20 protein-coding genes are annotated in these 22,424 nt (G+C 45.7%); 11 read left to right on the top strand and 9 right to left on the bottom strand.

The genetic code is table 11. From position 1 onward, the window contains the following. Positions 1-125 precede the first annotated feature (125 nt). From L6E24_RS09415 to L6E24_RS09365, 11 genes are all read left to right on the top strand, one after another. Positions 126-1,136: an AAA family ATPase gene (locus L6E24_RS09415; RefSeq protein WP_257741730.1), complete on the top strand. Its 1,011-nt coding sequence runs from the start codon at positions 126-128 to the stop codon at positions 1,134-1,136. Continuing rightward, on the top strand, positions 1,133-2,047 hold the full coding sequence (locus L6E24_RS09410) for a DUF58 domain-containing protein (RefSeq protein ID WP_257741729.1): 915 nt from the start codon (positions 1,133-1,135) through the stop codon (positions 2,045-2,047). Before L6E24_RS09415 ends, L6E24_RS09410 begins: the two co-directional genes overlap by 4 nt. Further along, the gene (locus L6E24_RS09405; RefSeq protein ID WP_257741728.1) at positions 2,048-3,013 is read left to right on the top strand and encodes a vWA domain-containing protein; all 966 of its coding nucleotides are present in this window, start codon (positions 2,048-2,050) and stop codon (positions 3,011-3,013) included. Beyond that, a complete protein-coding gene (locus L6E24_RS09400) occupies positions 3,010-4,557 on the top strand; it encodes a hypothetical protein (RefSeq protein WP_257741727.1) in 1,548 nt (515 codons plus the stop codon). Before L6E24_RS09405 ends, L6E24_RS09400 begins: the two co-directional genes overlap by 4 nt. A gap of 311 nt (positions 4,558-4,868) precedes the next feature. Beyond that, on the top strand, positions 4,869-5,054 hold the full coding sequence (locus L6E24_RS09395; protein WP_257741726.1) for a hypothetical protein: 186 nt from the start codon (positions 4,869-4,871) through the stop codon (positions 5,052-5,054). After that, positions 5,051-6,253, top strand: a complete 1,203-nt coding sequence (locus tag L6E24_RS09390; RefSeq protein ID WP_257741725.1) for a molybdopterin molybdotransferase MoeA — start codon at positions 5,051-5,053, stop codon at positions 6,251-6,253. The genes L6E24_RS09395 and L6E24_RS09390 overlap by 4 nt, the downstream gene beginning before the upstream one ends. Then, positions 6,247-8,100 (top strand): molybdopterin biosynthesis protein, encoded by a 1,854-nt coding sequence (locus L6E24_RS09385; RefSeq protein WP_257741724.1) that lies wholly within the window; start codon positions 6,247-6,249, stop codon positions 8,098-8,100. The genes L6E24_RS09390 and L6E24_RS09385 overlap by 7 nt, the downstream gene beginning before the upstream one ends. A 423-nt stretch (positions 8,101-8,523) precedes the next feature. Continuing rightward, positions 8,524-8,907, top strand: a complete 384-nt coding sequence (locus tag L6E24_RS09380) for a molybdopterin dinucleotide binding domain-containing protein (RefSeq protein ID WP_257741723.1) — start codon at positions 8,524-8,526, stop codon at positions 8,905-8,907. Then, entirely contained in the window at positions 8,904-10,193 is a 1,290-nt protein-coding gene (locus L6E24_RS09375) for a formylmethanofuran dehydrogenase subunit B (protein ID WP_257741722.1), read from the top strand. Before L6E24_RS09380 ends, L6E24_RS09375 begins: the two co-directional genes overlap by 4 nt. After that, a complete protein-coding gene (locus L6E24_RS09370; RefSeq protein ID WP_257741721.1) occupies positions 10,190-11,890 on the top strand; it encodes a formylmethanofuran dehydrogenase subunit A in 1,701 nt (566 codons plus the stop codon). Before L6E24_RS09375 ends, L6E24_RS09370 begins: the two co-directional genes overlap by 4 nt. After that, positions 11,887-12,675, top strand: a complete 789-nt coding sequence (locus tag L6E24_RS09365; RefSeq protein WP_257741720.1) for a formylmethanofuran dehydrogenase subunit C — start codon at positions 11,887-11,889, stop codon at positions 12,673-12,675. Before L6E24_RS09370 ends, L6E24_RS09365 begins: the two co-directional genes overlap by 4 nt. A gap of 314 nt (positions 12,676-12,989) precedes the next feature. Here the strand turns inward: L6E24_RS09365 and L6E24_RS09360 are convergent, their stop codons facing one another. The 9 genes from L6E24_RS09360 to L6E24_RS09320 form a co-directional block, all read right to left on the bottom strand. Then, positions 12,990-13,790 (bottom strand): formylmethanofuran dehydrogenase subunit C, encoded by an 801-nt coding sequence (locus tag L6E24_RS09360; RefSeq protein WP_257741719.1) that lies wholly within the window; start codon positions 13,788-13,790, stop codon positions 12,990-12,992. An 18-nt stretch (positions 13,791-13,808) separates the two neighbouring features. Further along, entirely contained in the window at positions 13,809-15,524 is a 1,716-nt protein-coding gene (locus L6E24_RS09355) for a formylmethanofuran dehydrogenase subunit A (protein ID WP_257741718.1), read from the bottom strand. A gap of 4 nt (positions 15,525-15,528) precedes the next feature. Then, positions 15,529-16,842: a formylmethanofuran dehydrogenase subunit B gene (locus L6E24_RS09350; RefSeq protein ID WP_257741717.1), complete on the bottom strand. Its 1,314-nt coding sequence runs from the start codon at positions 16,840-16,842 to the stop codon at positions 15,529-15,531. 14 nt (positions 16,843-16,856) lie between these two features. Further along, complete coding sequence (locus L6E24_RS09345; protein ID WP_257741716.1) at positions 16,857-17,204, bottom strand: molybdopterin dinucleotide binding domain-containing protein; 348 nt, start codon at positions 17,202-17,204, stop codon at positions 16,857-16,859. Positions 17,205-17,273: 69 nt separating this feature from the next. Next, entirely contained in the window at positions 17,274-17,699 is a 426-nt protein-coding gene (locus tag L6E24_RS09340; RefSeq protein ID WP_257741715.1) for a hydrogenase iron-sulfur subunit, read from the bottom strand. Next, complete coding sequence (locus L6E24_RS09335) at positions 17,700-19,727, bottom strand: CoB--CoM heterodisulfide reductase iron-sulfur subunit A family protein (protein ID WP_257741714.1); 2,028 nt, start codon at positions 19,725-19,727, stop codon at positions 17,700-17,702. A gap of 12 nt (positions 19,728-19,739) precedes the next feature. Next, positions 19,740-20,645: a CoB--CoM heterodisulfide reductase subunit B gene (hdrB, locus tag L6E24_RS09330; protein WP_257741713.1), complete on the bottom strand. Its 906-nt coding sequence runs from the start codon at positions 20,643-20,645 to the stop codon at positions 19,740-19,742. Between the two features lie 8 nt (positions 20,646-20,653). Continuing rightward, complete coding sequence (gene hdrC, locus L6E24_RS09325) at positions 20,654-21,235, bottom strand: CoB--CoM heterodisulfide reductase subunit C (protein ID WP_257741712.1); 582 nt, start codon at positions 21,233-21,235, stop codon at positions 20,654-20,656. 13 nt (positions 21,236-21,248) lie between these two features. Beyond that, complete coding sequence (locus tag L6E24_RS09320; RefSeq protein ID WP_257741711.1) at positions 21,249-22,406, bottom strand: 4Fe-4S binding protein; 1,158 nt, start codon at positions 22,404-22,406, stop codon at positions 21,249-21,251. Positions 22,407-22,424: the final 18 nt, after the last annotated feature.

The raw sequence follows: 22,424 nt of genomic DNA, 5'->3' as shown, positions 1-22,424 counted from the left end.
GTCAGAATTTATTTTTGAGTTAAATTAACTACATTTACAACATGGTGCCAAACATAAATCAGATCCTGCCACAGGACATGATAATTTCATAAATATTTAACTTCAATAACTTATCTGTGAATTTAATGCCGGAAGATAAACATAAAAGGCCAAAGATAGATGAAAACATCACGGATAAATCTCCGGACAGCTATTCTGAGAAACTTCTCCTCCTCGAATCAGAGATAAAAAAAGTAATAATCGGACACGAGAGTGCAATCCGGGAATTAATAATAGCCTTTGCAGCAGGGGGCCACGTCCTTTTGGAGGGAGTTCCCGGCATTGCAAAGACACTGCTTGTAAAGACACTCTCCGAATGTACAGGCTGCAATTTCAGCAGAATACAGTTTACACCAGACCTTCTTCCGGCTGACATCACAGGCACAAAAATATACAGATTTGAGAAGTCATCCTTTGAAACGGTAAAAGGGCCGGTATTCTCAAACATAATACTTGCCGATGAGATAAACCGTGCCCCGCCAAAGGTCCAGTCCGCACTTCTTGAAGCGATGCAGGAGAAGCAGGTTACAATACAGGGCGACAGGCACGGCATAACTCCGCCTTTTTTTGTCCTTGCAACACAAAACCCAATAGAATCAGAAGGCACATACCCGCTGCCTGAGGCGCAGACTGACAGATTTATGCTCAAGCTGATGATGAACTATCCGTCAAAAGAGGAAGAGATTCAGATTATCAGGAATTTTACAGGCGGCATCAGCCCGTCCCCGGAAAAAATAATAGATAACAGCGGCATTCTGGAGATACAGTCAGAAATAAGAAAGATATACTGCGGTTCTCCTGTTGAAAATTACGCAGCGGAGATCGTTGATTCAACAAGGCACCCGGAAAAATACGGAATAACGCATAAAGACTATATCGAATTCGGGGCATCACCGAGGGCATCAATAAGTCTGATATTATCCGCAAAGGCAAAGGCAATGATGGAGAAGAGGGATTATGTCATCCCGGACGATCTAAGGGAGATGGCCCGTCCGGTTCTGAGACACAGAATAATCCTGAATTATAAGGCCGAAGCAGACGGGATCAGTACAGAAGAGATAATTGATGAGATTCTCTTAAAGGTGAAGATCCCTTGAACTCCAAAGATGAAGAGAGTTTTTCATCATTTGCCGGATATTCCGTAAAAGATTGCCTGGAGATTGTCAGCAGAATCAGAATAATCAGCCGCAGCCGGACCGAGAGAACACAGACGGGCATTCACAGTTCACTATTCAGGGGAGGCGGCATCGATCTTGCAGATATAAGAGAATACGAGTACGGCGATGACATCAGATCAATGGACTGGAAGGTCACTGCAAGATACAGAAAGCCCCATGTAAGAATATACCACGAAGAGCGTGAGAGGGCAGTATATCTGATGATCGACCGTTCGGCATCCTCCTCCTTCGGGACAGAGATCTCAAAGGACTTAAAAATCCTTGAGATCTCAGCGACAATAATTTACTCATTACTAAAAGACGGGGATGCCTCAGGCATTCTCTTATTCACCGATGAAATAGAGAGATTTATTCCGGCACGCAAGGGAAGAAGACACTCCGCACTGGCCATAAACACAATAATCTCGCATAAAACAGCTTCCAGGAGAACAGACATAAAGAATGCCGCAGAATTTCTCCTCTCAAGACTTAAACGGAAGAGCCATATTATAATCATCTCAGACTTTGACTCACCTGATTTCTCAGAGGCCATATCAATCCTTGGAAAGAAGCATGACGTTCAGGCAATAAGAGTATCAGACAGTCATGAAACTGAACTGCCGGACATTGGCCTGGTGGAGATCTCAGATCCTGAAACAGGTGAACAGATGATGATCGATACATCTGACAGGTATTTCAGGGAGAGGTACAGGGAGATAACAGAAGAATACCAGAGAGATCTCTCACAATTATTCAGAAAGAACAGAATTCCGGAGTTAAACATTATAACATCCGACCCTTACAGGGATCTTCATCTGAAACTCTCAGCATTTTTCCGGAGAGCAGCATAAATGTCCGGATTTTACCACCCGGAATTTCTGGCAGGACTGCTCCTTATACCATGCCTGATTTATTACTACATATACCACGAAAAGCACAGCCGGCGCAGGTCACTTGAATTTTCAAAACTCTCCTTTGCAAAGGCAGCAATGGCAAGGGATACAAATCCGGCATCGAAGTATTTCGGCCCGAAAAATACTGTACTTATTCTCCTCCTGCTGGCATCCGGACTTATATTTATCGGACTTGCAGGGCCGCATATGCCACTTGAAACTGAAAAAGAGGGAGTAAATGTTGTCCTTGCAATGGATGTCTCCGGGAGCATGCATGCAACCGATTATAAACCCGACAGGCTTGAGGTGGCAAAAGAATCTGCTCTCACACTGATAGAAAGCCTTGGAGAGAAGGACTTTGCCGGGGTTGTGACATTCAGTTCCGGAGCCGCATCAGCTGCCTACCTGAGCCCTGACAAGGAAAAAACCGGCAGAAAACTGATGGCAGTAAGCATAAAAGACGGGAATACAGCAATTGGTGACGGTCTTGCACTTGCAGCCGATATGGCAGACTCCATTCCTGACAGAAGAAAAGTTGTCATACTGCTATCTGACGGTGAAAACAATGCAGGAGGCATCACCCCGCAGGAGGCCATATCATTTGCAGAAAACCGGAATATTCAGGTATTCACCATCGGCCTTGGATCAGACGAACCTGTATTATATGACTATGACACATTCGGAAATCCCCTCTATGCCAATCTGGATGAAGAGGTGCTGAAAAATATCGCAGAAGAGACGAACGGCAGATACTTCAGATCAGTAGATGAAGAGACACTTAGTGAGATATACTCAGGCCTTAACCAGGCAATAGTCCGTGAGGCAGAGGAGACTGACATAGATTACATATTTTATCTGCTTGCTGCGGTCGCACTGATTGCCGCCATACTGAAAGCATTCGGAAGGAGGCAGGCAATCCCTTGAAATCTCCGTCCTTCCTCCTCATACTGCTGCTCACAGCAGCACTCTCAGGAACCGCATGTGCAGAAGAGGCTTTATTCATCTCAACCGACTCTGCACATTACGGTTTTTCAGCAGATGAGGAGTCACAGATACCTGTTAAAATAACAAACAGTCTTGGGAAGGATATTCCCGGAACCCTTGTGGTGAAGGTGAAAGACCCAAAAACCGGAGAATACTCATCCTCACAGAGAAAGCAGGTCACGGCATTTTCAGGAGAGGAGACCTATTACGTCTCAGCCGGAAATTCCGGGGAGGAGAGAGATCTCCTAATAGACATATCGTTTGAATACGGAAATTCACCCGTATACAGCTCAGAACTGAACGGAATAAGCATAAGCTTCAGCAGCAGTCCGGCAGAATACGAAGAGGACAACGAACGAAATTCAGCGCCTGTAAAAGGAACTTCAGAGATAAAGGCAGACAGTCAGGATAAACCGTCATATTCTTCCGGAAACGCGGATGATGAAATCAATGCCGCTGAAGAGTACTCAGACCCATCCGCACTGAAAAAAACAATGATGGAGGAGGAGATAGAGAAAGAGTTCAGAAAAAACGCAGTCGTCAGAGCAGCATATAACAACACAATACTTCAGGGAATAAACAGTTCACTGTATGAACAGAATTTCTCAAAGATATCATTTGCAGTAAACCCCGGAGGAAGAAACTCAGGTTATTTCTATTCGGCATACATTAACAGCAATGACGGAATCGTTTCAGTATCCGGCACTGTGGATGAAGGAAAAGTAACAGAGATTCTTGAAGAGACAAACGCAACAATAATTCTGCCACATGATTTCCAAAAAAATACAACACTGGCAGATATAATATCGGAGACAGAGTCAGATGGATTTGAAAAGTCCGGCACTGAAGTAAACATTTCATTATACAGCAGCAGTTCAGCAGTCCATTCAGAATTAAAACTCACATACAAAATGGGCATATATTCAGCAGAAATACATGCAGTATCAGAGAACGGAAATGTAACCTCAGTCACTCTGAAAAAAGATGATGTGGTGCCCTTCTACATACTGTCCATACTGATACTGATTTTCACCTCTGCCAATGCCATTGCAGTCTATATCTATTATTCAGTAATAACCGGATACTCCGGTAACACCCGGAAAGAAACGCCCTCACCCAAAAATACGGACAGAACCGAACCTGATCTTCTGAAAAATGCGGAAATACTCTTCATTCATGGACATAAAAAAGAGGCGGTCTGTATGGCAGTGAGAGCACTCAGGAGAAGTGTCCCGAATGAATTTTCAAATGGCGAAGAGATCTCGGACAGGGAATGCAGAGAACGCCTGCGGTCAGACGGACAACCCGGAATAAATGATACAGTTATCAGAATCATAAAATCCTCAGAAAGACAAAGATTTTCAGAAGAGGAGATTACAGAAGAGGAGTTTAAAACCCTCCTTGATGAGATTAAATCAGTAATTCCGGCACAGCAGACGGAAATTACAGCAGACAATAAACATAACAATAAATCTCAGATATAAAAAACGATCAAAGAGTATAAATTACCAAAAAAAAGAAAACCGGAAAATTCCGGCATGTAAGAGCGGTGTCATTGTGGCATTGCCAACTTTATCCCATTTTAAGATCTTTTAATCCCGTAATATTTACAGGGTCGGCAAAATAAAATATATTTTAATTGAACTTAACATTTGCGATTATAAATTCAATAAATTTAACAAAATAGACAAATCGATCATGTAAACAACAACCCCACAATAGACAACCACATTACATTCATGAAAAGTTCAGACATAACGATAAACTATTCTGATCAAAAGATCAGATACAGTATATGGACGAAGAACTGAAAATAAAAATCGCAAAGGCATTTGAAGAAACCGGCATCACAGATACGATCCAGTGCCAGCAGGCATTTGACATCTGTGAAAAATATGACATAAGAAAGATCGACATTACAAGATTCTGCAATGCAAACAGTGTAAAGATCAGAAAATGTCAGCTGGGCTGCTTTAAATGAGCCTGTTTTTATCACTAAAATCAGTAGAATCTGCAAAAATCACATTAAAAAGCATAGCCGGAAAAAAAGAGACAGAGATAACAGATCTCACAGAATCCCACAGAAGAACACTGGCAGAGGATATTACCTCTCCAATGGATCTTCCGGGTTTTTCAAGATCTATAGTTGACGGTTATGCGGTCTTTTCCAGAGACACGCTCGGCGCATCAGAATCACTCCCCGCAATGCCTGACTACACAGGCAGGGTTGAGATGGGTCAGCCCGCAGCATTTGAGATCAAGCCGGGCAGCTGCGCATATGTCCCGACCGGAGGAAATGTTCCGGATGGTGCCGATGCCGTTGCAATGATTGAGTACTGTGAGGAGATAGGCGATCAGGTGCTCATCTACCGGCCTATGGCAGACGGTGAAAACATCGTCTTTGCCAATGAGGACTTTGCAGAATCTGAAGTTGTCTTAAAGGCAGGAACCACCCTGAGGCCGCAGGAATGCGGGGTGCTTGCCGCGCTCGGTTTTTTAAAAATCAGCGTATTCAGAAGACCGGTTGTCGGTATCATCTCAACCGGAAACGAACTTGTTCCTGTCGGGGAAGTGCCCGGATTCGGGAAGGTAAGGGATGTAAACTCGATGCTCTGTTCAGGCTTTGCAGAGAAGCACGGCTGCATACCTAAGAGATACGGCATTGTCGCAGACGACAGGCAGACACTATTTTCGGCTGTAAAAACAGCCGCAGAAGAGTGTGACATCGTTCTCATCTCCGGGGGCAGTTCCAAAGATCTCAGGGACAACACATCACTGATTATCGATGAACTCGGAGAAGTCCTGATACACGGCATTGCCATCTCACCCGGAAAACCGACCATAATCGGAAAGGCACTTGAAAAACCTGTAATCGGACTGCCCGGACATCCGGCATCCGCCTACGTTGTCCTGCACATACTCATATCAGAACTGCTTGAGGCATACAGGGACCGGGAGGCGGAATTCTCAACGAAAAATATGACCCTTACGCAGAATATCTCATCAGCACAGGGTAGGGAGGACTACATCAGGGTTAAGATAACCCCTGATGGTGCAGTACCCGTATTCGGGAAATCAGGTCTGTTAAATACGCTCATCAACAGTGACGGCGTGTTAAAAATTCCGGCAGGCTCTGAAGGACTGGAAGCAGGAGAAAATGTTGAGGTGATTCTATGGTAAAACGCTATCTTGATATGGTATCCTTAAAAGAGGCAAAGGATACAATAAAGAGAGAATTTTCACTGATTCCCGGGAGAGAAAAAACAACTCTTCAGGACGCACCCGGAAAGATATCAGCAGGGCCGGTCTTTTCAAAGTACTCAGTTCCCATGCTTCACCTCTCTGCAATGGACGGCATAGCCGTAAAATCAGAAGAGACAAAAGGTGCATCTGAGGCAAAAACGGTCAGAATTACAGATTTTAAGAGAGTCAACACCGGAAATATAATCCCGTCCGGCTATGACGCAGTCATAATGATCGAAGACACCTGGGAGGCAGAAGGCGGATTTGCTATCAGGAAAGCAGCAGCACCGTATCAGCATGTACGGCCTGTCGGTGAGGATATAGGAGAATCTGAGATGATAATCCCATCACTGCACAGGATACGATCCAACGACACTGCCGCCCTTGCAAGCTATGGAGTCTCTGAAGTGGATGTTCTCTCTCTTAAAGCCGGAATTATACCCACAGGATCGGAACTGCTTGAACCGGGGAGCGAACTTGAGCCGGGAAAGGTGATAGACAGCAATTCCATCATGGCAGGCGCAATCCTTGGTGAAGCCGGCATCTGCTCCACCCGCTACCCGATTGTTGAAGATGATTTTGACCTGATCAAAAACGCCGTAAAGAAAGGCATTGCAGAGAACGACTTTCTCATCACATCAGCAGGCTCTTCTGCCGGAACAAAGGACCATACAGCAACCGTCATTGCAGAACTTGGTGAGGTTCTCATTCACGGCATAGCCATAAAACCTGGAAAACCGGCAATAATCGGCAGAATTGACGGTAAGCCCGTCATAGGTCTCCCCGGATACCCGCTTGCCGCCATGACCATCATGCGTGAGATAGTAATGCCGATGGCCGAAATGTACGGATTCAAAAGCCCTTACAGGTACAGAACCGACATCGAACTATCAACATCGCTTCATTCACCAATCGGAACCGATGAATTTGTGATGATGTCTGTCGGAAAGGTGGAGGGGCGCTATATCGGCGTGCCGATGTCAAGAGGAGCAGGAGTGCAGATGTCTGCCGTCAGGGCAAATGCATACATTAAAATTCCGGCAGAATCCGAAGGAATCTCTTCCGGAGAGAGAACAGAAGCGACATTTACCGTCACACCCGACCTTGCAGACAATTCATTATTAATTGTCGGCAGCCATGACCCATGCCTCGACTATCTTGCAAGCCTTGCATCAGAGAAGGGCATCCAGGTATTTTCTGTGCATTCCGGAAGCATGGGCGGGGTTTTGGCACTTAAGAAGAACTACTGCCATGCCGCGCCTGTACACCTTCTCTCAGATGACGGTGATTACAATGTCTCCTACATCAGAAAATATCTTCCGGATAAGGAGATCTCACTATTCTGTGTTGCAGAGAGGGAACAGGGCATTGCATCTGTATCAGGAGCCGGTTTTGATGAAATAACTGAACTAAGTTATGTAAACCGGCAGAAGGGATCAGGGACAAGAATACTGCTTGACTACATGCTTAATGAGCATGGCATCACCCCTTCAGCCGTCAATGGTTATGACAGGGAGATGACCACACACCTCGATGTCGCGCTTGCGGTTAAAAACGGTGAGGCGGACGGGGGCATGTGTGTATATAGTGCGGCAAAAGCACTCGGCCTGAAATTCAGTCCGGTTGCAAAGGAGAGGTATGAACTTGCAATTCCGGCAGAATCCATTCAGGACGAAAGGATTACCGCAATACTTGAGATAATAAAGAGTGACGAATTCAAATCACAGCTAACCTCCCTTGGCGGGTATGACACTGCAAATACCGGGGAGATCAGAAATATCTGATCTTTCCGGTTTTTAAAAACAGATAACCGGATCCATTGGTCAGGGAGAGCGACAGCCAGAACTTATTTCCACTTTTTTTCACCGGCATACTCCTGCGACTAAAGTCGTGGGCCTTCTGCCTGTTTTTTTCGTAAACTGAAGAAGTAACTGAAAACCCGGATCATCAGGAAGAAAATCCAGAACCTGAACAACCTGTCATCAGTCAGAGACAGAAAGGATTCTGCCCAAAGTCATTTCAAAATAATCAGAAATTATAAACAACATTTAATTAACAGACCACAATAATTAACATGTCAGACAAAACCACGTTTCTTTAATTTCAAACAAAGAACAAACCTTTAATTTAATTGCGAAATAAGTAGTTATTACTCAGCATTATAAATATTAAAATTCGGGATAATAACCGGAGAATCGGAGATCCATATGATATTTCACATGATTACCGGAAGAACTGTTAAACAGGGAGTGGGGGTGGAAAGAAAACTGTCGGCAGATTACAAAAAAGAGACATCTGCATGCAGAATGAATCCGCTCGATATGATGGATCTCGGACTTAACGAAGGAAATCATATAAAAATAATCAGCAATTACGGAGAAGTTGTTATGGCAGCAGTCGAGGACAACACACTAACAGCGGGCATGATATTCATAGCTTACGGCCCTTACTGCAATGTCATAACCTCCCATGAGACACATGGCACAGGAATGCCGGATTTCAAATCAACACCTGTCAGAATTGAAGAAACAGATGAGGATTTAAAAACGGTTGAAGAATTATTCAGAGATATGGGAGGTGTGACCCTGTGAAAATTACCGATGTTATCTGCCCATTCTGCGGATGCCTCTGTGATGACCTCACAGTTACCATTGAAAACAACGCAGTTGTCGGTGTAGATAACGGGTGTGCCCTTGCAGAAGCAAAATTCATGCACACCGACAGGCTGAACAACCCGATAATAAAAGACGGTGACAGATTCAGGGAGACAGGATATGACGAAGCAGTGGGCGAAGCGGCTGACATACTTAAAGATTCTGAAAGGCCGCTTCTCTTTGGATGGAGTGGAACACAGGGAGAGGCGCAGTGTTCAGGTGTACACCTCTGTGAGCTGTTAGGCGGCGTTATTGACAACACATCATCCATATGCCACGGCCCTTCCATTCTTGCAATACAGGAGGTCGGCCATCCGGGGTGCACACTTGGCCAGATCAAGAACAGAGCTGACCTGATCATCTACTGGGGCTGTAATCCGGTAGAAGCTCACCCCCGGCACATGAGCAGATACACCTATTATGCAGACGGATTTTTCCTTAATAATGCATTCAGGGAGAGAAAACTCATTGTCGCGGATGTCAGAAAAACAGAGTCTGCAAACCTTGCAGATGAATTCATACAGATAAAACCAGGCGGGGATTATGCAGTATTCTCAGCTTTAAGAGCAATCATAAGGGGCAAAGGAGATATTCTCCCGGACTACGTTGCAGGAGTGGCCAAAAGCCAGCTTGAAAGGGTTGCCAAAATGTGTCTGGAGGCAAAATTCGGAGCTATATTCTTTGGCCTCGGCCTTACAATGACAAAGAACAAGTACAAAAATATCAGGAACGCCATTGAACTGACAGACCTGCTCTCCCGGCACACAAAGTTCACCATCACCCCTATGCGCGGACACTGGAACGTTTACGGGTCAAACGAGGTGATGACGTGGCTGACAGGATACCCTTACGGTGTCGATTTCAGCAGAGGAATAGCATTTTACAACCCCGGAGAGACAACCGCAGTTGATATCCTCGCAAAAAAGGAGTGTGATGCCATGTTCGTCGTTGCCAGTGATCCCGCTGCACATATGCCAAGGAAGTGCGCCGAACATATGGCAGAGATTCCTGTAATCCAGATAGATCCCCACATCAACTGTACAACCCTGTTAAGTGATGTTCAGCTGCCTGTCGCAGTCACCGGGATAGAAACGCCGGGCACAGCATACAGAATGGATGGCATACCACTCAGAACAAAAAAAGTAACAGATACTGTCCACCCAAATGATACAGAGATCATTGACAGAATATACAAAAAAGTTCTGGAGGTGAGGAAGGAATGAGTGAACTTCTGGTAAAAAATGCCTTTGTAATTGACCCGATAAACGAAATTAACGGCGAAATTATGGACATAGCCGTAAAGGACGGGAAAATTGTGGAGTCTGTAAAGGATTCCTCAAATGTAATTGATGCAAAGGGCAACCTTACCCTTCCCGGAGGTGTTGATTCGCACACCCATATCTGCGGTACAAAAGTAAACTTCGGGCGGTACATGAGTCCTGAGGATATGCGTGCCGGACGCGGAAGGGCACAGAAGTACATGTACCCGGTTTCCGGATACAGTGTCCCGACCGTATATGGAAATACCTACAGGTACAGCAGTCTGGGATACACCACAGTACTTGAAGGTGCGATGGCACCCCTTGAGGCGAGGCATACCCACGAGGAGTTCTCATACAACACCCTTCAGGACACAATGGCAAACACGCTCTTTGACGGCAACTGGGCTGTAATGGAGGCAGTGGCAGACAATGACCTGAAAAAAGTTGCCGCTATTGTCGGGTGGACACTTGCAGCCGTAAAAGGTTTTGCAGTAAAGATCACAAACCCCGGCGGGACAGAGATGTGGGGGTGGGGCAAGGATGTCGGATGTATGCACACAAAGGTGGATTATTTTGGTGTAACCGCAGCAGAAATTACCGATTACCTTATCCGGGCGAATGAACTCTTAAATCTCCCACACTCAGCGCATCTCCACAACAACAACCTCGGAAAACCCGGCAATTACAAGTGCACACTTGAAAGAATGCAGAGAACTCCGGACCTGAATGATAAGCGCCAGACCCTTTATATGACCCATGTCCAGTTCCACTCCTACGGTGGATCAAAGTGGGCTGACTTCTGTTCAAAGGCCGATGATGTCGCCTGGATGATAAACAGAAAACCACAGATAGCAATAGACATGGGACAGGTGATGTTTGGAAAGACAACCACCATGACGGCAGACGGGCCGATGGAGTTTAACCTCTACCGGCTGTACAACAACAAATGGAGCAACCATGACGTTGAGCTTGAAACCGGATCAGGCATCATACCGGTTCTTTATTCAAAGAAGAATCTCGTAAACTCAATCATGTGGTCAATCGGGCTTGAACTTGCACTTATGACGAAAAACCCCTGGCAGTGCATGCTTGCAACCGATAACCCGAACGGTGCACCGTTTGTCAAATATCCGGAAGTGATAGCCCTTCTGATGAGCAGTAAATACAGGGACGAGGAGTTCTCAACATTACAGAAAGGTACTGAAAAACGTACATTCCTCTCTTCACTTGACAGAGAGATGAACTGGAATGAGATCGCCATAATGACAAGGGCTGCACAGGCAAAGGCGCTCGGCATTGTTGATCTCGGAAAAGGACATCTTGGAGTGGGGGCAGATGCAGACATCGCAATCTACCCGATAAAGACCGGAGAAACAGATCCTGCACAGGAATATGAGAAGGTGATAAAAGGTCTCTCAGTCACCACCCACACGATAAAACGCGGCAGGACGGTATCAAGAGACGGCAACTGCCTTGTCTTTGGCGACAATGCAACAATCTGGGTTAAACCAAAGATTCCTGAAAATTACGACATCTCAAAGGATCCTGAGTTCATAAAAAGATTTGAGAGATACTATACTGTAAATCTGGCCAATTATCCGGTTGAGGAGGAGTACCTCAACCGGAATATATGTATTGAGACGGAGACTGAATTATGAAGACTGTAAGGCTGAAGAGAAAGGAGATAAAAAACCCTTATCTTCCGGTTGAAGCGGAGAGGATAACAACAGAAACATTCCTTGGAGACGAACTTCAGGATATCAGCATCTGGTCAGGCAATCAGGAGAAAAGACTTGAAGATCTCTTCACTGTGGATACTGAAGGTAATGCAGAGACTGCTGAGGATGTACATATTATTCTCTCCGGTGACTGCTCAAAGGTAAAGAGAATCGGCGAATACATGACCGGCGGAAAGATCACAGTTGAAGGCGACATCGGAATGCACTGCGGAAATTTCATGTCCGGAGGTGTGATTGAAATAAAGGGCAATGCTGATTCATGGCTTGGCAGGGAGATGAGAGGCGGCGAGATAATATGCAGGGGCAATGCGGCACTCTACTGCGGATCAGGATATCGCGGTGAAAAGAAGGGCATGAGAGGCGGCTTAATCCATATATACGGAGATGCCGGAGATTTCCTCGGCGAAACACTCTGGGGCGGCAAAATCATTGTTGACGGGAATGCAGGAAACATGCCCGGTGCTGAGATGCAGGGCGGAGAGATCATAATCGGAAAGGATGCTGAAATTCCGGGTGCGAATATGAAAGACGGAGTATGTATTATCTGCGGAACTGCCTTTGATATACTGCCGACTTTCATGCTGGAAGAAGGCAAAAAAAACATAGATGAGTTCAAAACCGGATTCTTTGAATTTTCAGGCGATCACGCAAACCGTAAACCCAAAGGCAGGATTTACGCAAAAGATTACAGGATTCATGAATAGTTAAGTATATAAATCCTTTTTTTAACGAACCCCAAAATTTCCGGAAGTATCTGATATTAACAACCGCAAACACACAGTTATTCTCATTCACGGCAGGGTTTGCCGGTGTATATTACGCCTGAACTGAACACCTGTTCCAAACGAACCAGTATCTTCAGATAAGCCTGATTCCCACTGCAATCCTATCCTGCATGGGAACTTATGCTGAAGAAATACACAAAGAGCGAACAAAAAGAAAAGTCTAAACCCAAAGGTAACTCTTCTCCGTCAAATTGGGTATAATGTTTTTAATACCCAAAATCAAAAAAAATTATTTAGGCCTTGATATATAGCTGTCCATAGATGACTTTGCCTTTGGACTTTGGGTGTCTCTCGCCGAGATCTCCCTCAAAGCGCTTAAAGGTAGCCTTTGCACCATCTACTTCAAGATCAATATTATCGCGGTGCGCAAATCCCGGCATCATGACATCAATTGTACCAAAAACAATTATTTCGCCCTTGACCATCTGACCGCCGACTTTGCTCTTTGCATTGCCCTTAACTACTATCTTTCCGCCTTCCTGGTGGGTACCTACGTGAACATCGGTATTTCCGCCGATGATAATCTCACCGCCACGCATGAAAGTTCCGACATCACTGCCTGCATCTCCGTCTACACGGAGGACTCCGCCCATCATACCACGCCAGTCTCCACGGTATGCAGCACCAAGGTAGTTGCCTGCACTACCTTTGATGTGGATGTTGCCACCCTTCATACCAAGAGCTGTGAAATGACCGGTGTTGCCGTTTACAATGATCTCTCCGCCTTCCATGAAAGCGCCGGTGTACATATCCGTATTACTATCAACTATAACCTTTCCGGCAGTCATCTTTGCGCCAATCCACTTGATACGAAGAAGATCACCTTTTACTTTGATTACAGTATCCTGTGCGGTTTGTCCCGGAGTTCCGGAGATTGTGAAAAAATCACCGAGTTTATGGGTAAGATTTCCCTCATAAACATCAAGAGCAGCGATCTCATCAGCTGACTTTCCGGCAAATGAATCAGGAGTTATCTTCTCTGTTTCAAGGTAAAGTTCAGGCTGCTGTTTTAATGTTAATTCTACAGTGCTCATATTACAATAACCTCCGGATTATGCAGCGTTTACCTCAATCATATACTCGTTTGGAACATAGTGGTGTTCTTTTACCTCGTAGTTGTTCCTGGTAACGGTATAGTATTTCTTGAAACGCTCTGATACATCGCGCTCAACCTGCGGTGTAAGCTCTTTTCCGGCATTTACCCAGAAAGTACGCTTGCTTCCGTTGCTGATTATTTCACTGTCGTTAATAATCAGTTCTCCCTTCTTGATGAAGTATTCTGCATTGCCAAAGGCATGCTCAATCTTCTCACCATCATCAAGATCAGATTCAGGGTTAAGCGGATAGACAACAACGTCACCCTCCATGCCCGGTTTAAGTGAACCAAACATATTGGAAAGACCAAGCATCCTTGCAGCTCCCTGACGGTTCATCTGCGCAAGTTCGTACAGAGTAAGTTCACGGTCAAATTCACCGATATAACACTGTCTGCGTACAGATTCACCGTACTTGCATGCATCAAGAATCTCGTCACGTGACTTTAAGCTCATGAGCCATTTCATGACACGCGGGTATCTGCACAGGGGACCTGCATTTGGTGCATCCGATGTGAGGTAGCACTTCGTCATGTCCTTACACTGGAGTGCAAGTTCAAGACCGATTGCCCACTGGGCAACACCAATGAATGAGTTCGGGTTGTAAATGAAAGGAACAACACCTGCACAGGTTTCAAGCTCAACATCCTTGTTTACCCACTTGAGATTGTTCATATGAGAGAGATGGTACTCAAACGGTCCGTCTGCTGTCATTGTTGTTGTTTCATCAAGTGTAACCTGTCCGATATCAAAGGTAAGGTTATCAGTACTGTTGAAGTAATCCATGACTTCCTTGGACCTTGACTCAAAGCTCTTTGATGAGTATGAATCCCCACCGTATGAGTGGAACTGAAGGTGAGTGTGGTGAAGAACCTGCTCACGTCCGAAGTCATTGTCTGCCTTGATACCTTCTGCACATTTCAGCGAGTCAATTGTGATCTGATAATTGCCCGGTTCTCCAAGTGAGTTGGTGTGCAGGTGCATTGAGTGCGGAAGCCTGAGGTACTCATTTGCCTCAATAAGACCGGTAATGATCTGCTTTGGTGTTACATCGAAGAAAGGAACGGGATCGTCAATTGTCAGACAGTTCATACCCCATCCCCAGGCTTCTGATCCTCCGGGATTTACGCATTTAATACCATATCCCTTTGTGACCTTAAGAAGCCATGAGATGTAGCTGGCTGTATTCTCTATCTCATTGTTTTTGAGATATTCCATAACAAACCAGTTGTTTCCAAAGACAGGAAGTGCAGCCTCATCAACGATAGGTGTATCCCTCATCTCCTCATGGGTATGGCGTGCATACAGCGGAGGCATTGCTGCTTCCATTGCAAAACCATATCCCATTCTTGAGAATATATAACCGGATGAAATCGCTGTAGGGACAGAGAAACCTGCCTCCATGCGTTTAGCACCCTTTGCCGGATTATAGCAGTTGAGCTTCTCTTCCGGACGGAGATTCCTTCCTACATTGACCTTCGGCCCTGCGGAGTGGGAGTGTACATCAACAGCACCAGCCATTACAAGCTTTCCGGATGCGTCAATTACCTTTGCACCCATAACTTCAGATGCATCGACAATTTTGCCGTCCTTAACTGCTACATCCATCTTTTCGCAGTTGATACCCTGTGTAGGATCAACTACAAAACCGTTCTTAATAATGTATTCAGCCATTGATTTATACCCCCTTAATCTCCTTGACACGTGCAAGGACAAGTTTAAGGAACTCTTCGTCTGTCAGCATACCTTCAGGAGCATCAACTACCTTGTGTGACTCAATAGGGACACTGTCCATTCTGTATGCACATCCACCGACTTCAACACCGACAAATGCCACAGGAACGTGGAGATCTGCAACAACTGTTGAAGGTGTGATATGAGGATCGACAACAACACACGGAAGTGCGTTCATCTTCTTTACAGAGCTGAACGGGAAGTGTGCTCCGGGATCACTGCCAAGTACGAATACAGAGTCGATCTCTTCTCTCATGAGAAGATCGTTTGAGGAAGACTCACCAGGATTATATCTTGCAAATCCTCTGGAGAGATCAACACAGAACGGGAATCCGAACTGCCATCCCCATACTTCACCGGCTCCGGTAACATTGTAGTGACCACGCATTGGCATAATACTCCATTTCGTAAACTCGTTTAAGTCACGGGTTACCTGGATAGCTATGTCAATGTTGTGATTATTTGAGAGTGAGTGTGTAACACCCATTCCGAAGAAGATGCAGCCAAATCTTGCATTCTTCATCTTCTCTGCAACTTCGTAGATTTTCTCCTTTGAAATTCCTGCAACTACGTCAGGAAGCTGTTCATTACGGAATGCCACACGAAGTGCCGACAGAAGTTCATAGTCACGCCCCTGCTCTACAGGGAGGTATATATCTGCGAGGTTTGCAGAGTCAGTAGGTCTTGGATCAACCACTACAGCAGTTCTGCCCCTGTGTCCTTTTGCTGTGAAAAATCCACGCGGGAAGAGTGAGTAACGGCTCATGTGACGTGGATGTGCATGTGCCGGGTTACATCCCCAGAACACAACCATGTCAGCACGGTTTTTGATCTCTCCAAGAGTACAGCTTGGTACACCAACATCCTGTACTGCAATGAGAGTTGATCCGTGACATACAGTTGCTGTATTGTCAAGCTGTCCACCCACAAGTTCTGCAACGTGGGATCCAACAACCTGTGATTCACAGTTTGTTGAACTCCATCCGTACATCAGTGGTTTTTTGGACTTTGCAAGCATCTGTGCGGTAAACTCGGCTGCTTCATCATAAGAGACTTCTCTCCATGATCCATCCTCATTTCTCATTCTTGGACGGGTCAGCCTGTCTTTTGCCTGTGAGTGCAGAAACTTTTCAGCACCGATTGCGCAGGCATTGTTTACCTCAAGGAGCTCTTTGCCATCGTCGCTTACAACAACTTCGAGATCGTCACAGAGTGTGCCGCAAAACGGGCAAACCACATCTGTTATCAGTTTTGTCATAATTTGTTCACCAACTAAAGCATTTCCTCTAGTACTGCAAGCGAGTCCAGAACCTTCTCATCAGGTGCCGGTTCGACAGTCACAGGAACACCTTTGAATGTCGGCATTCCCATGGAGTAGGTATTCGGATCAATTACCCTGTTTGCCCATGGCCCCATTGGAATCCATCCAAGACCGGGGTGGGGTCCCTGTGTCGCCTTTATGGCTTTGACAATGACCCATCCATGCTGGCTGGCTACACGGACATTTGTTCCGTGCCATATCCCAAGTTCTTTGAGATCTTCAGGGTTGAGTTCAATAATGCCACAGGCATCACGGTAGGCAGGTTTTTCCTTTCCTCCCTCCATTGTCACGCCCTGCATGATTGTTCTACCTGAAATCAGGTTCAGTTCAATCTTTTCTGCCACAATAATTCACCCCATAAAATGGGATTAGTTCTTTTTTTCAGCCAATGGGCTTGGACCTAGTTCCTTTACAGTCTTAACGACATCTTCCATGACCATACCCCATTTTGCACCCTCAGATGCTGAAACGAAAGTCATTCTAAGTCTGTTATCGTTAAGTCCGATATTCTTCAGAACATTCTTTAAGAGGAACATACGCTTTGCACACTTATAGTTACCTTCTAGGTAATGACAGTCACCAAAGTGGCAACCTGATACAAGTACGCCATCTGCTCCGTCCTGGAATGCTTTCAGAATGAAAAGCGGGTCAACACGGCCTGTACACATTACACGTATTGCACGGATATCCGGTGGGTACTGGATACGTGCTCCTCCTGCAAGATCTGCACCAGCATATGAGCACCAGTTGCAGATGATTGCGATAATCTTTGGTTTCCATTCTCCGTCTGACATTTACTCTTCGCCTCCAAGCGGGTTAAGAAGGAATGCATCAATCTGTGCTACAATCTGCTGTGATGTGAAATGCTGCATGCGTATAGCGCCACCTGGGCAGAATCCACCGCATGTTCCGCAACCTTTGCACTTTGCTTCGGTTACTTCCATAACCTGTCTTCCGTCCTTTTCAATCAGTGCAAGGGCACCGTATGGACACTGAGTCACACACATACCACAGCCTGCACAGAGGTCTTCCATACACTGTGCAAAGTAAGGCTCAAGCTGAACCTCTCCCTGATGAATAGGGATGGATGCTGCGGATGCTGCTCCCTCTGCCTGTGCTACTGTGTCAGGAATATCCTTTGGTCCCTGGCAGACACCAGCAAGGAAGATACCAGCTGTTGTTGTACCGCACGGGTTGAGCTTTGGATGTGCCTCAAGATACCATCCGTCCTGTGATTTGGAGATACCAAACATCTGGCGGATAGGTTCTGCATCAGGCTTTGGCTGAATTGCCGCTGCGAGTACAACCATGTTACACTCAATAGATACAGGTCTTCCGAGAAGTGTATCTTCTGTCTTGACGATCAGGTTCTTTGTTGCCGGATCTTCGAGAATCTCTGCTACACGTCCACGGATGAACTTTGCACCCTCGTGCTGGATACGGTAGTAGAACTCCTCATACATCTTACCAAATGAACGGATATCCATGTAGAAGATATACGGAACAGCGCCCGGAATCTTTTCCATGATCTGGTGAGCGTGCTTGAGCGAGTACATACAGCAGAACCTTGAACAGTACGGCTTTGCAACACCGCCTGTATTGTCTCTTGATCCTGCACAGAGAACAAATCCTACCTTCATCGGTGTTGCACCGTCTGATGGTCTGATAAGATGTCCGCCGGTTGGTCCGGATGCACAGATAAGGCGCTCAAATTCAAGACCTGTTATGACATTCTCATGTCTCTTGTATCCCCATTCGTTCTTCTCTTCGATAGGGATGAGATCATATCCTGTTGCAAGAATTACACAGCCGACTTTGACCTTCTCAAGCTCATCAACCATGTTAAGGTCAACTGCATTCTTCTCCGGTCCGCAGATCTCTGCACAGAGACCGCACTTTACACAGGACTCAAAGTCAATGGTGTACTGAAGCGGCATAACCTGCGGATGATAGATGTAGATTGCCTTTCTCGGTGCCATTCCCATCTCAAATGGATTTGGCTTTATTACCGGACATACCTCTGCACAGTCACCACAGCCGTTGCATCCTGAACCTTCGATTCCGGCTGCAAGCATCTCTTCAGGGTCTCTTGTTCCGCGGGCCTTCTTTCTGAGTGTGATCTCAAAGTTTCCAATGTAACCCTCTACATTTTCGACTTCGGTATATGTCTTCAGAATGATATTAGGGTGACGTCCTGCATCGACCATCTTTGGTGTAAGAATACACTGTGAACAGTCAAGTGTAGGGAATGTCTTGTCGAGCTGGGACATGCGTCCACCGATCGTAGGATCTTTCTCGACAAGATATGTCTTGATACCTGCATTCGCAAGGTCAAGTGCTGCCTGCATTCCGCCGACACCTGCACCAACAACCATTGCTGCGTGTTCGACCGGAACAGACTTTGGCTGGAGATCTTCGAGCAGTTTTGCTTTTGCAACTGCAATCCTGACCTGATCCTTTGCCTTGGCCGTTGCTCCGTCCCAGTCATGCATGTGAACCCATGAGTTCTGGTCACGGATGTTTGCCATCTCGAAACGGAACTTGTTAAGCCCACCCACTTCAGTTGCCGTCCTGAATGTCGGCTCGTGAAGACGTGGGGAACATGCTGCAACGACAATTCCATTTAGGTCATGCTCTTTAATTGCATCCATGATCTTATTCTGACCAGGAGTGGAGCACATATACTGGTATTCATCTGCAACAATTACACCCGAAAGTGTCATTGCATAATCTTTGACTTCCTCAACGGAAAGTGAACCTGCGATGTTTGTACCGCAGTGACAAATGAATACACCTATTCTTGGTTCCTGATTTTCTGCCATTTGTCAACCTCCTTATTCAATTTTCTCCAGGAATGGTTTGCAGTCAATTGCATGCAGATCAAGGGCAAGATCCTGTGGGGACATACCCTGTGCAAGTCCGAGAAGTTCATTGTAGTGAAGGACAGGTATATTGTATCTCTGGCCAAAATTCTCCTGAATTTCTATCTGACCCCTGTCAAACTGAAGCTGACAGAATGGACAGAATTCAGTGATTGCATCTGCACCGACTTCACTCATATTGATCATCTTTTCATTTGTGATATCAAGTGAGTGGAGAATGTCGTATCCACGGACACCGCCACCGGCACCGCAACACTGCATCTTATTCTTATACTGAACAGATTCACAGCCAAGTGCGTCAATGAGTTCCTCAAACCACATTGGATTCTCGGTATCACCGAAATGGCGCTCTGACTTTGGCTTTAACAGGTGGCATCCGTAGTGAGGTGCAACTTTAACTCCGCCCAGTGGTCTTACGACACTGTCACGTACCTTCTCTACACCACAGATCTTTTCATCTTTGTATAACTCAATCAGATGCCAGACATCAATTGAACCCTTAAATTCCATGTCAGCTTCTGCAAGCACCTCGTTTGCTCCGTCACGAAGTTCATCGTTGTGCTTGAGTTTTTCATTGACTTCGTAAATGGATTTGTAACAGCCATTGCAGATAAGTGCAATATCCTTGCCCATCTCTTCTGCCAGGCAGATATTACGTGCTGCCATTGCATACCAGACCCTGAGGTCCACAGCACCAAACGCTCCTGGTGCAGGACAGCAGCTCGCTCCCTTTAAAGGAAGCAGTTCAATTCCCAGTTTTGCACTGGTTTTGATTGCAGATGCTTCACACCCCGGATAACGGTTAGGTGCTATGCAACCAAGGAAGAATGCATATGAATGTTCCATATTATTTGACATATTTTAATTCACTCCTCTGAAAGGATGCGGTCTGCAGTTTCTTTCATCTTGTAGTGGTCCAGAATCTTTCTGATTCCGTCCATAAATTCAGGGTATGAATGTACTGTTGGTGGTTCTGCATCAAGGCCAAGTTTTACACGTGCAGCCCTGTTTACATCATTGTTAGGCACAACGTGACCAAACTGGTACATTACCTGAATTGATTTTAAGAAGTTCCTCGGAGCAATTCCATATTTCTGGAATGCAATGTTTCTCATACCCATGATAACGTCTGTTGGTGCAATACCACGCGGACATCTGTCTGTACATGAGTAACATGTTGTGCATAACCATAGATCCGGATCCTTAAGTGCTTCTTCCTCAAGTCCGAGAACAGCCCTTCTCATAAATTTCCTGATACGGTATGAGCTGCGGGGTGCAGACGGGCATGAACCAGTACATGTTCCACACTGATAACACATATGCGGAATTGTAAGGCTGATTCTCTCTACTTCTTTCAGAAAATCAGGATTTGAATCTGATGTATAGTAATATGTATCCTGAAGTTTCTCTTCAAGTTCAGGATTTCCGTAATTCTTTTCTACAGCCATATTATAACCTCACTCAAACTGTTTTGAGCTCCACTTCACCAACCTCTACATTCTCCTTTACCTTGGAAGTCCTCGGCTGGAGAAGTTTTTCCTTGATCGTTAAGAAGAGATCTGTCTCCTTTCCGGTCACATTGATGCCAGTACGTTTCATGACAATGATATCCTCACCAGGGCATGCATTGACACATACGCCACAGAGAATACAGAAGTCCTGATTGACTGCAATGTTTGCCTCTACTTTACCATGCATATCAGCAGGTGATTTTGGTGAGGGCATGTAGATTGCATTTGCAGGACAGATGTCCATACAGGTCGAACATCCGCCAGGACATTTCTCTGCGTGGAATTCAATCTCTCCAACAAAGGGCTTTGTAACTGTAATTGCTTCTGTTGGACAGTTCTCTGCACACCAGCGGCAGCTGCAGCAGTTCTCCTCGATAGTGACCTTACCATACTTCTTCTGTACAGATTCAGCCTCTTTTGCTACAGTAATAGCATCTGACGGGCAGATCTCTGAACAGACACCACAGCCGTCACAGAGTGACTCAGTCCATTTAACAATGCCTTCAGGCACGCCGGACTCTGCTGTGAAAGGTTTTCTCTCGACATTGAGTGCTGCACAGACCTCTGCACAGAGACCACAGACTGTACACTTCTCATCATTACATTCGAAGTTTACCTTCCATTCAACTGCCTCTGCTTTCTTAAGGCCGTCTGCTGCAACTCCCTCAAAGTCAGGCACGTCACGTTTTATTGCGTCACGCGGGCAGGCATCCTCACAAGTAGTACACCTGACACATTTCTCATCATCAATGATTCTTGTTACATCATATGATGGGAAACCCTCTTTTTCTACGATAGGAAGTCTTGACTCACCATCAATCTTTAAATCCAGTGCCCCGAACGGACACATGATTACACAAACACCACAGTATGAACATTCTTTCTCGTTTATAGAGATTGACTGACCGTACTCAATTGCACCCTTTCGGACAGCGCCTACCGGGCCAATGCTAATTGCTTCTTCCGGACAGGACTCAAAGCAGATACCGCAGCCTGTGCACTTGCTATTGTCAAGCACAAGATTGTTGACCTGTTTGAGGAGCTTCTGCTCCATCGTGATTATATCGCCGTCCTGTTTACGGGAGTATTTTGGGAAAAGCGTATTCATTACTTCAACACTCCTTTA

It is taken from the genome of Methanoplanus endosymbiosus (assembly GCF_024662215.1).
GTDB lineage: Archaea > Halobacteriota > Methanomicrobia > Methanomicrobiales > Methanomicrobiaceae > Methanoplanus > Methanoplanus endosymbiosus.
The sequence above is the reverse complement of the archived record's forward strand: the minus strand, read 5'-3'. Positions and strand labels throughout refer to the sequence as shown.